11 protein-coding genes and 1 tRNA gene are annotated in these 12399 nt (G+C 70.6%); 9 read left to right on the top strand and 3 right to left on the bottom strand.

The window, feature by feature from the left end:
- The first annotated feature begins 47 nt into the window (after positions 1–47).
- The 4 genes from M1105_RS17750 to M1105_RS17735 all read left to right on the top strand — a co-directional run bounded on the left by M1105_RS17750 (position 48) and on the right by M1105_RS17735 (position 4394).
- On the top strand, positions 48–911 hold the full coding sequence (locus tag M1105_RS17750; protein WP_249581722.1) for a sulfotransferase: 864 nt from the start codon (positions 48–50) through the stop codon (positions 909–911).
- The gene (locus M1105_RS17745) at positions 904–2202 is read left to right on the top strand and encodes a lipopolysaccharide biosynthesis protein (RefSeq protein ID WP_249581721.1); all 1299 of its coding nucleotides are present in this window, start codon (positions 904–906) and stop codon (positions 2200–2202) included. Before M1105_RS17750 ends, M1105_RS17745 begins: the two co-directional genes overlap by 8 nt.
- Positions 2203–2276: 74 nt before the next feature.
- Positions 2277–3068: a sulfotransferase domain-containing protein gene (locus M1105_RS17740; protein ID WP_249581720.1), complete on the top strand. Its 792-nt coding sequence runs from the start codon at positions 2277–2279 to the stop codon at positions 3066–3068.
- Between the two features lie 6 nt (positions 3069–3074).
- Entirely contained in the window at positions 3075–4394 is a 1320-nt protein-coding gene (locus tag M1105_RS17735; protein ID WP_249581719.1) for an O-antigen ligase family protein, read from the top strand.
- Positions 4395–4398: 4 nt separating this feature from the next.
- Here the strand turns inward: M1105_RS17735 and M1105_RS17730 are convergent, their stop codons facing one another.
- Positions 4399–6177: a glycosyl hydrolase family 28-related protein gene (locus M1105_RS17730; protein WP_249581718.1), complete on the bottom strand. Its 1779-nt coding sequence runs from the start codon at positions 6175–6177 to the stop codon at positions 4399–4401.
- 224 nt (positions 6178–6401) lie between these two features.
- On the opposite strand from M1105_RS17730, the gene M1105_RS17725 reads away from it, so the two are divergent.
- Positions 6402–8615 (top strand): GumC family protein, encoded by a 2214-nt coding sequence (locus M1105_RS17725; RefSeq protein WP_249581717.1) that lies wholly within the window; start codon positions 6402–6404, stop codon positions 8613–8615.
- 82 nt (positions 8616–8697) lie between these two features.
- Here the strand turns inward: M1105_RS17725 and M1105_RS17720 are convergent, their stop codons facing one another.
- Positions 8698–9246, bottom strand: coding sequence for an LbetaH domain-containing protein (locus M1105_RS17720; protein ID WP_249581716.1), 549 nt, complete (start codon positions 9244–9246; stop codon positions 8698–8700).
- Positions 9247–9396: 150 nt separating this feature from the next.
- Here M1105_RS17720 and M1105_RS17715 point away from each other — a divergent pair, with 150 nt between their 5' ends.
- Positions 9397–10629 (top strand): glycosyltransferase, encoded by a 1233-nt coding sequence (locus M1105_RS17715; RefSeq protein ID WP_249581715.1) that lies wholly within the window; start codon positions 9397–9399, stop codon positions 10627–10629.
- 117 nt (positions 10630–10746) lie between these two features.
- Here the strand turns inward: M1105_RS17715 and M1105_RS17710 are convergent.
- Positions 10747–10823 (bottom strand) — tRNA-His (locus tag M1105_RS17710).
- A gap of 149 nt (positions 10824–10972) precedes the next feature.
- Between M1105_RS17710 and M1105_RS17705 the strand changes: the two genes are divergently transcribed.
- Genes M1105_RS17705 through M1105_RS17695 form a run of 3 tightly spaced genes read left to right on the top strand, consistent with a single transcriptional unit; the run spans position 10973 to position 12285 of the window.
- Positions 10973–11200 carry a DUF6324 family protein gene (locus M1105_RS17705; protein WP_406600641.1) on the top strand — a complete coding sequence of 76 codons (228 nt, stop codon included), beginning with the start codon at positions 10973–10975 and terminating at the stop codon, positions 11198–11200.
- A gap of 45 nt (positions 11201–11245) precedes the next feature.
- Entirely contained in the window at positions 11246–11941 is a 696-nt protein-coding gene (locus M1105_RS17700; RefSeq protein ID WP_249581713.1) for a hypothetical protein, read from the top strand.
- The gene (locus M1105_RS17695; protein WP_249581712.1) at positions 11857–12285 is read left to right on the top strand and encodes a hypothetical protein; all 429 of its coding nucleotides are present in this window, start codon (positions 11857–11859) and stop codon (positions 12283–12285) included. Before M1105_RS17700 ends, M1105_RS17695 begins: the two co-directional genes overlap by 85 nt.
- The last annotated feature ends 114 nt before the right edge of the window (positions 12286–12399 follow it).

Raw genomic sequence — 12399 nt, 5'->3', positions numbered from 1 at the left:
GTATCGCGGCCGGGATGCGCTTCGCCTGCGGCAGGGCGGGCGGGCAGATGACCCGTCTCGTGCCGCATTTCCTGATCATCGGCGCAATGAAGTCAGGGACCACAACGCTCCACGACGATCTGCGGAGCAGCGACGAGTTCGCGCTCTCGGACATCAAGGAGCCCGCGATCCTCGCAACGTCGTCCGACGAGGCCGAGGCCGAGCGGCGCTATACCCGCCATTTCGCGCGCCTGCGCGGCGACATTCGCGGCGAGGCGAGCACCGTTTACACGCAGCAGCCGCGTCATCCCGACGTCGCGCTGCGCGCGCGGGCTGTCTGCGGGCCTGAGCTGCGGCTCGTCATGATCATGCGCGACCCGGTCGAGCGCATCCTCAGCCACCTGCGCCACGACCTCGCCGCGGGACGCTTCCGGCCGGGCGAGGAGGCGCGCGTGGTCGAGGAGTTACCCGACTACATCGCCGCCAGCGACTACCCGGCCCGGCTCCGCCCCTGGGTCGCGGCGTTCGGGGCCGAGCGGCTTCTCTGCGTCCCGTTCGACGCGCTGCGCCGCGACCGCGTGGCGGCCGTCCAGGGTGTCGTCCGCTTCCTCGGCGGGGACCCCGCAAGGGTCCGTCCGGGGAAGGAGGTCTCTAACCCCTCGGGCGGCCAGCGTGGCATCGCGCCGGGGCCGGTCGCACGCCTGGTGCGGTCCGATCTCTACCGCTATTCGCTCCGCCACCTGCTTCCCGCGCCGGTGCGGGAGACGGTCAGGCGGTTCGTTGCGGGCAGCCCTGTCGCGGCCGACGTCGGCTTGCCGCCCGACCTGCTGGCCCGCCTGCGCGAGCGCTTCGCGGGGATCGAGGGGGAGCTTGCCGCCCTGACGGGCCAGCGCGTTCGGCTGGGCGCTGGCGAGGGGGCGGGCAATGAGTGAGGCGCGGGCCGAGCCGCGCGGCGGCCGGCTTTCGGACTGGTGGCTCTATGCCGCGCGCGGTCTCGTGGTCGCGCTGCAGGCGCTCGTGTTCCTGCTGTTCGCGGCCCTCATGTCGCCCGACGAGTTCGGCCGCTTCGCCTTCGCGATCGCGGCGTCCCGGATGGTCGCGGCGGTGGTGTCGGGCGGCATGGCGGGCTACCTGCTGCGCGAGATCCCCTCGCGGCTCGCGCGGGGCGAGCGGCCGCTTTTCCTCGGGCGCATCGCGTTGCTTGGGGTCGGCCTGCCGCTCATTGCCACCCTTGGAGCCGCGCTTGCCGTGGGCGAGCTCCCGGTCGAGTTCGCGGCCTTCAGCGGCGTCGAGACCGGCGGCGGGACGCTGGTCACGGCGATCCTCGCGCTTGGTTTTGCCTTTTCGGTCGTCGGCGTGGCGGGAACGCTGGTGCGGGTGGGTGCGGGTTCGCTCGCCGGCATGGCGGTGCAGCAGGCGCTGCCCTTCGCCGCGCTCGCGCTTGCCATGGTGCCGCGGCTGTTCGGGATCGACTACGGGGTTATCGACCTCCTGACGGCCGCCGCGGCGCTGCTCATCGTGATCAGCGGGCTGATGATCCTGTGGCAGACGCGACCGACGATGCCGGGGGCGGCGTCCGGGGGCGCGACGCCGGGCCTTGGAAGGGCGCTGCGCGAGGCAGCGCCGTTCTGGGGCAACGGGATGCTGATCGCCCTCGCCACGCAGCTCGACATCGTGATCGCGGCGCTCTTCATTCCCAGCGCGGAACTGGGCAGCTACGCCCTGATCCGCAACATCGCCAACCTGGTCGCCATTCCGCGGATGATCGCGAACTGGGCGATCGCGACCCGCGTCGCCCGTGCCTGGGCTGCCGGCGATCGCGAAGGGTTGCGCTGCAGCGCCGACGAAGGGCGCCGGCTGTCGGCCCGCCCGGCGCTTGCCGGGGCGGGGGCGATCGCACTGGCGGCGCCGCTGTGGTTCACGCTCTACGGGGTCCCGGCGGGCGCGGCCTGGCCGTGGCTCGTGCTCGGGCTCCTGCTCGCGGCCAATCTCGCGACCGCACTGCTCGGCCTCGCCATCATCTATGCAAGCCAGTGCGGCCTCGAAGCGCTCACGCTGAGGGTCAGGATCGGGGCGCTGGTGCTCGGGGCCGCGGTCTCGGCCGCCGGGGGGGCGATCGCCGGCTCGCCGGGCGTCGCTCTCGGCTCGCTGGTGTTGACCCTTGCGCTCAATGCGACAATGACCGTGGCCGTGCGGGCACGCACCGGCATCGCCACAATCTAGCTTTGATTTGGATGGAGCTTTCGACGCGGGGCCGAGGTGCCGCGGCCGCTTCGGGGAACGGGATGGGCAACGCGATGCTGGCTCGACTGCGCGCTGCGATGGTCATGTCGTCGGCCCGGCTGAACGACATGCTCGCGCAGCATGCGCCGGGGCTCTGCCCGTTCGTCATGCTGGCCGAGTTCCCCCGCTCCGGCGTCAACTGGACGCGCGACCTACTGGCCGACTGCCTGCAGCTTCCCGTCCCGCGCCACGCCATGTTCCCCGTGACCTTCCCCGCGATCCTCCAGACCCACAGCGCGACCCCGATCCGCGGGATTCCCGTGGCCTACGTGCTGCGGGACGGGCGGGATGTATTCGTCTCGCATTTCTGGCACTGCGTCTCGGCGGTCGAGGGGGACGGCGCCTTGGCGCGGCGGGTGCTGCGCTTTCACCCCAGCCTTGGCGACGCGGCGTCCCCGGTCGAGGCGCGGATGACGCGCTTCTACGACGAATGGCGCAGGCGTCCCTCCGGCTCGCGCGCGAACTGGGGCGAGCATGTCCGCAACTGGCTGACGCCGGAGGCGGGCCGGGCGCCCGCAGTGATCCGCTTCGAGGCGCTCCGCAGCGATCCCCACGCGACGCTGCGCCGGGCGATCAGGGATCTCGGCATGCCTGCCCCCGAGAACTTCGTCATCGACTTCGCCGTCGAGCGCAATGCGCTGCACCGCCAGGTCTCGCGGAGCACTGGGCCGGTCGACAACCTCACCCGGCTGCGCCGCAAGGCCAGCGTCGGCGGCTGGCGCGGCGAGATGCCCGAGGCGTTGCAGCGCCGGTTCCGGGACGACTTCGGCGCGGCGCTCGCCCTCGCCGGCTATCCCGAGGTATAGAGGACCATGCTGCGCACGCTCCGCCTCGGCTATCTCTACCTTCTGTTCGCCGCGCTTGGCATGTACTGGATTCCGGCGCCGCTGGTCGAGGACACGCGCCTTTTTCAACTGCTGTTCCTCATCCTGATCGGCTTCACCGCCCTGAGCGCGCGGGCCCTGCTCGAGGTCGGCCGGATCATCGAGAACAACATCGTCATCTTCATGCTGTTTGCCGCCTGGGCGTTAACGGGGTTCCTGGGCGCCGCAACCGCCGCGACGAACTGGGACAGGATCGTCGTCATCCGCTTCACGTTCTACTTCGCCTCGGCGTTGTGCATCGTGGGCAACCTGAACGCGACGATGCAGTCGGGCCGCGCCCCCAGCTTCTCCATGTTCGGCTGGTCGGCGCTGGGCGGCTTCCTGTTCGGGATCTTCGTCCTCTCGGGGCTGTCGCCGCTCACCGTCAGCGGCATCGTCACCGCCGCGATCCAGACCGGGAATCCCGACCTCATCATCTTCAACCTGTTCGGCAATCGTGGCGTGCTCTACGCCGAGGGGGTCGAGTTCGCCGCGGTGCTGCGCCACACGATCTCGATGGTCTTCGTGGTTTGCGCGCTGCTCGCGATCTTCGACATCAAGCTGCATGGGATCTCGACGGCGAGGATCGTCCTCGTCGTCGGCCTGATCTTCATCGTCTTTCTCATGCAGAGCCGCTCGTCCTGGCTCTGTCTCGCGACAGGGGTGACCCTGGTTGGCATCCAGACCTTGCGAATCCCTCGCTTCAGCATTCTCAAGTTCACGATTTTCTTCGTCATTCTGGTTATTTCCGCGGCAGCCTTCATCAAGCTTCTGCCGCTGACCATCGCGCGCCTTAGCGAGGAGCGCTCGTTCGAGTCGCGCTCGGACTATCTCGGCGACTCGATCCTGCTGTTCCTGTCGCATTTCTTCGAGCCGGTGCCGCGCGCCATGATCGACGGCTCGCCGCACAACTTCATTTTCGACACCGCGCTCACTTCGGGCGTCTATGGCTTCCTGATCGCCACCGCGATCATTCTCTGGATCGTCTACACGGCGCTCAAGACCTGGAAGTTCGAGCGCTCCGGCGTATTCGTGGCGCTGCTGCTGATCTTCGTCATCCGCTCGTTCACCGTGGGCTCGGGGATTCCGGGGCCGGGCACGCTGATCGGACTGATGATGTTCTTCTGGTATCAGAAGGAACACGTCCTTCCCCAGCGCACGCGCCGGCAATCCGGGCCTGCCGGCGCCGACGCCGGGCCCGAGGCCGGCGCGGAGGGGCACCCGGACGGCGCGCCGCGGCGCACCGCCTGGGCGGACCCCAATCCCTGAGGCGTCAGACCTCGATCCACCGCGCGACGCCGGCATTGTAGCGCAGCGTCACGAGCTGCGAGCGCGAGGCCAGGGTTGTATCCGACCCGGCCTTGAGCACGATGTTCCCGGTGTTGTGCTTCACCACCACGTCGCGGGTGTCGACGAAGGTGCCAAGGAACACGAGCGTTCCGTTCGGCGCGTTCGTGACGTCGATCGTGTCGAGGTCATCGGTCGCGGCATTGCCCTCGGTGTCGATGATGATCCCGCTGCGGCCGTCATAGGCGATTGTGCCGTTCGCAATCACCTGCCGGTCCGAGGCAAGCGTCCCATGCGGAACCACCAGCGCCGGCGTCTTGATGCCGCTCAGACTGGTGTCCCAGTCACGATGGTTGAGCCGCAGGTTGCCGCCCGATGGGTCGTTGACGACGGTGGCGAAGGTCAGCTCTCGTAGGCTCGTGCGGGTGTTGTTGCCGAGATCGATCCGGAAGCCGCTCGCGGCCGTCTCGGCGCCGCAGCGCTCTATCGCGACGCCGCGTGCCGACGCGGCCGAAATCAGGATGTCCGAGGTGCCCGCAAGCACCCCTCCGGCACGGAACAGCCCGTTCACCGACAGGTTCACGGGTGTCGCCCCTCCGGGGCTGTCGGCGATCTCGACCAGAGGGGCGTCGATCGTGCCGTTGTCGAACGACACCACGTCACGGATGGCGACATGCGCGCATCCGCCCAGCCGCAGCCAGCCGTGATCGCAAAGCTCGAGCTGGAACCCCTCGAAGACGAGGCCCTTGAACCGGTTCGTGTCGGTGGTCTCGATCCGTGCCCAGGGCACCGACACGCCGTCGCAGCGCCGCACGTCGAAGCGGTTGGCGTTGAAGCGGTTCCCCGGGCCCGACCAGTCGATCACGCTCACGGTGTTGGACGCGGCCGCGTCCCAGAACTGCACGCGCCATGTCGCGTGGAACATCTGCGCGGTGGCGGGCGCCGAGGCGTTGGTGATCGTCGCCGCGTTGCTGTTCTGGATGATGTTGCGCACCGTGACGCCGAGGCGGGAGACCACGCCGCGGACGTCGAACATCGCGCCCGCGCCCGAGGTGCAGGTCAGCGACTCGGCCTCGATGGCGCTGTCGAGGAAACTCGCCGACGCGGCCATCACGAACATCGGCGCGCCGTCGCCGAAGTCGTTGACCAGCCGCGCATCGGCAAAGCTCAGCTTGCGGCGCGTGCCGTCGAGGTTAAGTCCGCGCAGACGGTAGGTGCCCGCCGGCCCGTAGATCCGGCCCGACACCGCAAGGGCCGCGGCGAATGCCGCCGTGCTGTCCGCCACGCCAGACGGATCGGCGCCGGCGGCGACCACGTTCACACCCTGCGGGTCCTCGACGATCTCCCACCAGCCGCCATTCGCCGCGTCGGTGCTGCCGTCCGGCAGGTGGCGATCCATGGTGCGCAGCTTCAGCGCGTGCGCGGGCTCGGCTGGCGCTCGGCGGTAGGCCACGGGATGCAGCCCCACGCCGCCGAGATCGAGCCGCCCGATCGTGGCGGGGACCTCGAGGCCGCCCGCCGTCCCGGCAGTGGCGGCGCTCGCCCGGCCGCTGCCCGCGGTCACCAGCAGATCCATCTTGGCGCGGCCCGGCGCGTCCAGAACGCCGGCCAGGCCATCGCCCGCGGTCGGGATCTCGACCGTGTCGCCGCTGTCCGAGATCAGGAACACCGCCTGCGCGTCGCGTTGCAATGCCGTGAAGCCGCCACCGCGCCGCCCAAAACTCACGGCGCAGGGGCGCCGATCGAGCCAGTCCTTCATTCGCATCGAGGAACTCCCTTGCCCAGGTCTCGGCCGGAACCTAGGCGCGCCCCAAGTGGCGTTGCGCGGGAGGGCGAGGAGCGCGCGCCCGGCCCGGGGCGCCCGCCGCGTGCGGCGGTTGTGGCGGCTGGACCTTCATGGTAGTTTCCGGCGCTGTGGGGTGTGGACTGCGGCCGTATCGGTTTCAGCAGGCAGGCGTGGCGTAATCGCTCGTTGGGAGCAAGGTGGGAATGAACGAGAGCAAGCCTTTGAGGGGCAGGGCCGTCAACACGCCCGAGCCCGGTCCTTCGGGCGATCGGTCGGCCGATCTCGACCTGCGCGGCATAACGCTGCTCCTGCGGCGCCGGGTGTGGACCATCGTTCTCATCACCTCGCTGATGGTCGCGCTGGCTGCCTACTACCTCAGCGTGGCGACGCCGTTCTACAGCGCCGAGGCGGTCGTTGCCGTCGACAACCGCAAGGAAAACGTCGTCAGCTTCGATGCGGTCGTGGCCGGCGTGCAGAACGACTTCGCGGGCATCAAGCTCCAGTCGCACATCATCGAGTCGCGCGCGCTGATGGAGCGGGTCGTGACCGCGCTCGATCTGACCAGCGACCCCGAATTCAACCCCCTTCTCGTGCCGCCCGAGTCGCCGGGTCCCATCGCGCTGGTGATCGGCGGCATCCGCAGCCTGATCGCCTTGGTCTCGCCCGCCGAGGAGCCCGAGGCCGTCCCCGAGCTGACGCCCGAGCAGAAGGCCCGGCTGGCGACGATTGTGGCGGTCGACCTGCTGTCCGCCGCAGTGACAGTGACGCCGGACGACTGGGCGCCGGTGTTCGCGATCTCGGTCAGGACGCAGGACGCCGCGAAATCGACACTGATCGCGAACACGGTGGCCGAGAAGTACATCCTCGACCAGCTCGAATCCAAGTTCACCGCCGCCGAGCAGGCCGCGCTGTGGCTGTCGGACCGCGTGGCCGAGCTCAAGGTCCGGCTCGAGAACGCCGAGTCGCGCCTCGCCGACTACACGGCCGGGTCGAGCGTGCTCAGCGAGGAGGCGCTGGAAGCCGAGAGCCGGCAGATCAAGGAGCTGCGCGACCGCCTCGACCGGGCGCGGGCGCTGGTCGACGCCGCCTCGGACGGACGCGCCGGGGTCGAAAGGCTGCTCTCCCAGGGGCAGCCCATCGCGGCGGCCCGCCTGATCGAGGCGCCCTCGCCGGCGCTCGCCTCGCGGCTGCAGCGTCTCGATGGCCTGGCCGAGCCCTATCCTGCGGACCTCGTCGACGCGATCGCGGCCCTCGTGCAGCTCGATCTCGACCGCGCGACGCAGCAGGCGCGCGACGCGGCGCAGAACCTGCCGCTGCTCGAGCGCACCATCGCCGACCTCGAGGCGCGGCGCGAGGCCAAGTCGGCCGACCTCATCAAGGTCAAGGAGCTCGAGCGGGAGACCGAGGCGACGCGGACGCTCTACGAGTATTTCCTCCAGCGCATGAACGAGATCTCGGTGCAGCAGGGTCTGCAGGAGGCGGATGCCCGGGTCCTCTCCGAGGCGGTGGTGCGCCCCATCCCCACCTCGCCGAACAAGATGTCGACCATGCTCCTCGCCATCGCGGGGGGTGGGGTCTTCGCCGTCCTGTTCGTGCTGATCTCCGAGTATCTCAACACCCGGATCCAGACGCGCGAGGACGTGGCCCGCATCACCTCGGTCCCCGTGATCGCCGAGGTGCCGCAATCCAGCGGGCGCGGGCGCCGGCGGCTCGTCAACATGCTGGTCGAACAGCCCGGCTCGCGCTTCGCCGAGGCGGTGGGCAACATGCATGCCACGCTCATGCTGTCGAACATCGACACGCCCCCGCAGGTCGTGATGTTCAACTCTGCGGTGCCCGGTGATGGCAAGAGCTCGCTGTCGGTCTCGTTCTCGGTGATGGCCGCCCGCGCGCGCCGCCGGACGGTGCTGATCGAATGCGACCTTCGCCGCCCGGTGATGAAGGAGTTCTTCGGCGATCCGGCGGCAACGGGCGGCACGAAGTCGGGACTCGTCGCGCTCCTCTCGGGCGAGACGGCGCTCGACGAGGCGATCCATCACGACGAGCGCAGCGGGGTTGACGTGATCTTCGCCGAGCGGACGCGGAACTACACGATGGACGTGTTCTCCTCGGCCGCCTTCGCGCGCCTGATCGCCGAACTGCGCAAGCGCTACGATTTCATCGTGCTCGACACGCCGCCGGTGCTCGTGGTGCCCGATGCCCGGCTGATCGCGAGCCACGCCGATGCGACCGTCTTTGCCATCCGGTGGAACGTCTCGACGCGCGAGGTGCTGGGCTCGGCGCTCCAGCTCTACCGGCAGGCCGACCTGCCCGTGACCGGCATCGTGATGAACCGGATCAATCCCCGGAAGCTGGCGCGCTACGGCTACGGCTATTACTCGTACCGCTCGATCGACAAGTATTATGGTGCGCGCTGAGCCGTTCCCGGCGCCGCCCGCACCAGCCCCTGCAAGCCGCGTGGCAAGGGACCGGCCGCGGCGGAGCCGCGCCGACCGTACGTCACGCTTCCGCCCCGGCGCCGGCGAGCACCGCGACTCCCGGCGGAATCCGGCTGCCCGGCGGGATCCTGAGGAAGGCCGTGATCCAGGCACCTTCGCCGATCTCGACCGGCTCGCAGAAGAACGCGAAGCGCGGGTCGTTCCAGTCGTGATTGCCGGTGAAGATGTAGACGCCCTGGCTCACGCAGACATTGGCGCCGATCCGCACGGTAGTGTGGTTGTCGATCCAGACGCCCTCGCCGATCCAGCTGTGATCGCCGATCTCGAGGAACCACGGCGACTTGATCGAGACGCGCGGCTTGATGGTCAGCCCCCGGCCGACCCGGGCGCCGAAGGCGCGCAGCAGCGTGCATTTGACCGAGGCCGGGATCAGCCCGAGGATCGCCCCCTGGAAGAACAGGGCATTGACCAGATACCACGCCGCACGGCGCCCAAGGCCCGGATTCCCCGGGATCTCGGGCCGCTCGAAGCGGCCAAGGTCGAGGCGCGCGATCGGTCTGAAGCGAAGCCGGTTGTCCGACAAGGCGGGCCTCACAGGCAGGCCGGTCATGGCGCCTCGGGCGGGGAATGGGGCGCAACCGGGGAAGGAACGGAAGTCCATGGCTAGCAGATTCTCCGCATCGCCAAAAGCCGCAAGCCACGCCGGGCGGCACCGTCGTCGCCTGCCCGCCCGATACCGCGTGCCCGCGCCGTGAGGGAGATGCGCGCAAGATCGGGCGAGACAACGCAGGACGGTCAGTTTCGCGGCCGGGAGGGGGCGGGCATCGTCCATGTCATCGCGGGGCTCGACAATCCCACGGCAGGCCCATCCTACTCGGTCGCGGGGCTCGTCCGGGCGCAGGCGCGGCTTGGCGCGGATGTCTCGATCTGCTCGGCCGGCGGCTCCGCGGACCCGGCCTGTCCCTATCCCGACCTCCGCTTCCCCATCGACTTCGCGGGGTGGCCGCTGGTGGGGCGGCTGCGCTTCTCGGCGCCGCTGCGGCGCGCGCTGGTCGGGACGCGCTGGAGCATCGTCCACGATCACGGCCTCTGGCTCATGCCGAACATCTACGCCGCCCGGGCAGCCCACGCGCAGGGCGCGAAGTTCGTCGTCGCGCCGCGCGGGATGCTGTCACCGGTCGCGCTCGGCTTCTCGGCCATGCGCAAGGCGCTGTTCGGGCTGGCCTTCCAGCGCCGGGCGCTCGCGCAGGTCGACATGTTCCACGCGACCAGCGAGGCCGAGGCCGAGGAGATCCGCGGCCTCGGCCACCGCCAACCGGTCTGCGTCGTCCCGAACGGCGTCGCGCTGCCCGACGAAGCCCTGCTCGCCTCGGCCCCGAAGTCCGGACGGACGGTCGTCTCGCTGGGGCGCATCCATCCCAAGAAGGGCCTCGATCGCCTGCTGCGCGCCTGGGGCCTGATCGAGGACCGACATCCCGGCTGGCGCCTGCTGGTCGTCGGGCCCGACGAGGGCGGTCATGCCGCCGAGCTGCGGGCGCTGAGCCGGAAACTCGGGCTCGCCCGGGTCGAGTTGCGCGGGCCAGCGCTCGGCGAGGACAAGGTCCGGCTGCTGGCATCCTCGGACCTGTTCGTTCTGCCCAGCCTGAACGAGAACTTCGCCATGACGGTGGCAGAGAGCCTTTCGGCCGGAACCCCGGTCATCTCGACCAGGGGCGCGCCCTGGGCCGACCTCGACACGCAGGGATGCGGATGGTGGATCGAGCACGGCGTCGACGCGCTCGCCGCTGCGCTGTCCTCCGCGCTCGACCTGCCGGCGTCGGCGCGTACCGCGATGGGACGCAGGGGGCGCGCGTGGATGGAGGCCGACTTTTCCGAGGACGCGATGGCCCGGCGCATGCTCGCGGCCTATGGCTGGCTGTGGGGCGAGCGCGATCGGCCGGACTGGGTTCTGCCCGCCGCGGGCGCGACAGCATCGGTCGGCCGCGCCGCATGAAAGGGGGTGATCGCGTCGCCCGACCGGTCCCTCGGTGCCACACCCAGCGCCAGCGGTTCGGACCGGACGTGCGGGGCCGGGCACGCATGGCGGCAGGAGCGGGCAGGGCGGGAGGAATGGTACCGACGCAGGGACTTGAACCCCGGACCCCCGGATCCACAATCCGGTGCTCTAACCAACTGAGCTACGTCGGCACGTGGAGGCCCCTTTACCGCCGGGCGCGGGAATTTTCAAGGACCTCCGCCGGGGATTCAGCGATCGGGGCTGTATCCATTAACCGAATGGCGTAGCATCTCGCGCAAGCGTCACAATTACAGGGTCGCCGGGGCGTCTTACGATGGGCATGAACAAGGAATCCGATGTCGAAGCGACCCTTTCGGTCGGGCCGACATCGATCGGGATGGTGAGGATCTATGTCGAGGGAGAGGGATTCGAGATCCCGATGGACTTCGACCCGGACGAGGCGCTCGAGATCGCCGAGGAGATCCGCGCCGCTGCCGAGCGGGCCCGCGGCACGCGCGGCGGCGCGAAGCGGGGTTCGCCCGCGCCGCGCCGCGACCGGTCGCGCTGACCGCGCCGCCGCGGACGGCCGGGCCGGTCGGACAGCATGCAGAGCGTGAGCCAAGGGACCGACGCGACGGAGCCGGGCGCCGATCTGCCGATCGCGCTCGCGGCGGTGACCGTGGCCGGCCAGTGCCGCGAGCGCAGCCCCGTCGACATCGCCCTGTTCGGCGATGCGGTCGAGCGGTTCGTCGACCGCTTCGCCGATCCGCTCGCGGGCGAGGCGCTGCTGGCGCGCGCGCTGGCCGAGGGCGCGGCCGAGGGATCAGCAACCCTCGTGACGGCCGCCGGGGCGCGCGCGTTCAGGGTCAGCCTGTGGCGCCAGCGGGGCGGGGACAAGATCCGCCTCCTCGCCGCCTTTGCTGCGCTGGGGCGTGGCGCGGCGCCGGGCGATGGGTCAGTCTCGCCCCACGCCGCCCGCATCGCCCATGACATGCAGGCGCCCCTCGGCGCGCTGATCGCCTCGGGCGATGCGCTGCGGGCCGAGGCGTTGGAGCCTCGCCCCGACCGCGTCGCGCGTCACGCCGCCGATATCACCGCCGCGTCGTGGCGCATGCTGCGGCTCGCGGGGGACCTGCTGGACCTCGCCGCGTCGGGCGGCACGGGGGGCATGCGCGGGCCCTCGTGGAGGTCGATCTGCACCGCCTGCTTGGCCGGGCACGCCGGATGGCGCTGGCCGAGGCGGCGGCGGCCGAAGTCGCGCTCGAGCCGCTGGCGGTGCCAGGCTGCGGCCCGCTGCCGGGGGTGCTGAGCGACGAGTCCGTCCTCGGCGGCGTGATCGACGACCTGTTGCGCCACGCGATCCGGGCGGCCGGCGAAGGCGGCGCCGTCCGCGTCGCCATCGAGGGCACGGCCGAGCAGGGCCTCGCGGTAGCGATCCGCGGGACTTCGGCGGGTGCGCGGGCGGCCCGGCGGCGCGCGCGGTCCGAGATCCGGCTGCCAGGCGCGGCGGCGCCCCGGCCCGACGCCGCGCTGCGAGAGGCGGCCGCGATGGCGGGCGGAACGCTGGACATGCGCTCGGGCAGCGGGGGGGATGTACAGGCGCGCCTGGGGTTCTCGCCCTCGCGCTGCCTCGAGGCGGCTGGCGACGCCTGAGTCACACGCGGGGGCTTAGGCTCAACGCATTGATCCCGAACGGATTCGAAAGCCACCCGCGAGCGCGGGGCCACGGTTGCGCACAGCCCCATCCCCGGCGCATGATCGCGCGGA

Source organism: Thermohalobaculum sediminis, from assembly GCF_023487995.1.
GTDB classification, from domain to species: Bacteria; Pseudomonadota; Alphaproteobacteria; order Rhodobacterales; family Rhodobacteraceae; genus Thermohalobaculum; species Thermohalobaculum sediminis.
Note: the sequence above shows the minus strand (reverse complement) of the source record. Positions and strands in the feature narration are given on the sequence as shown.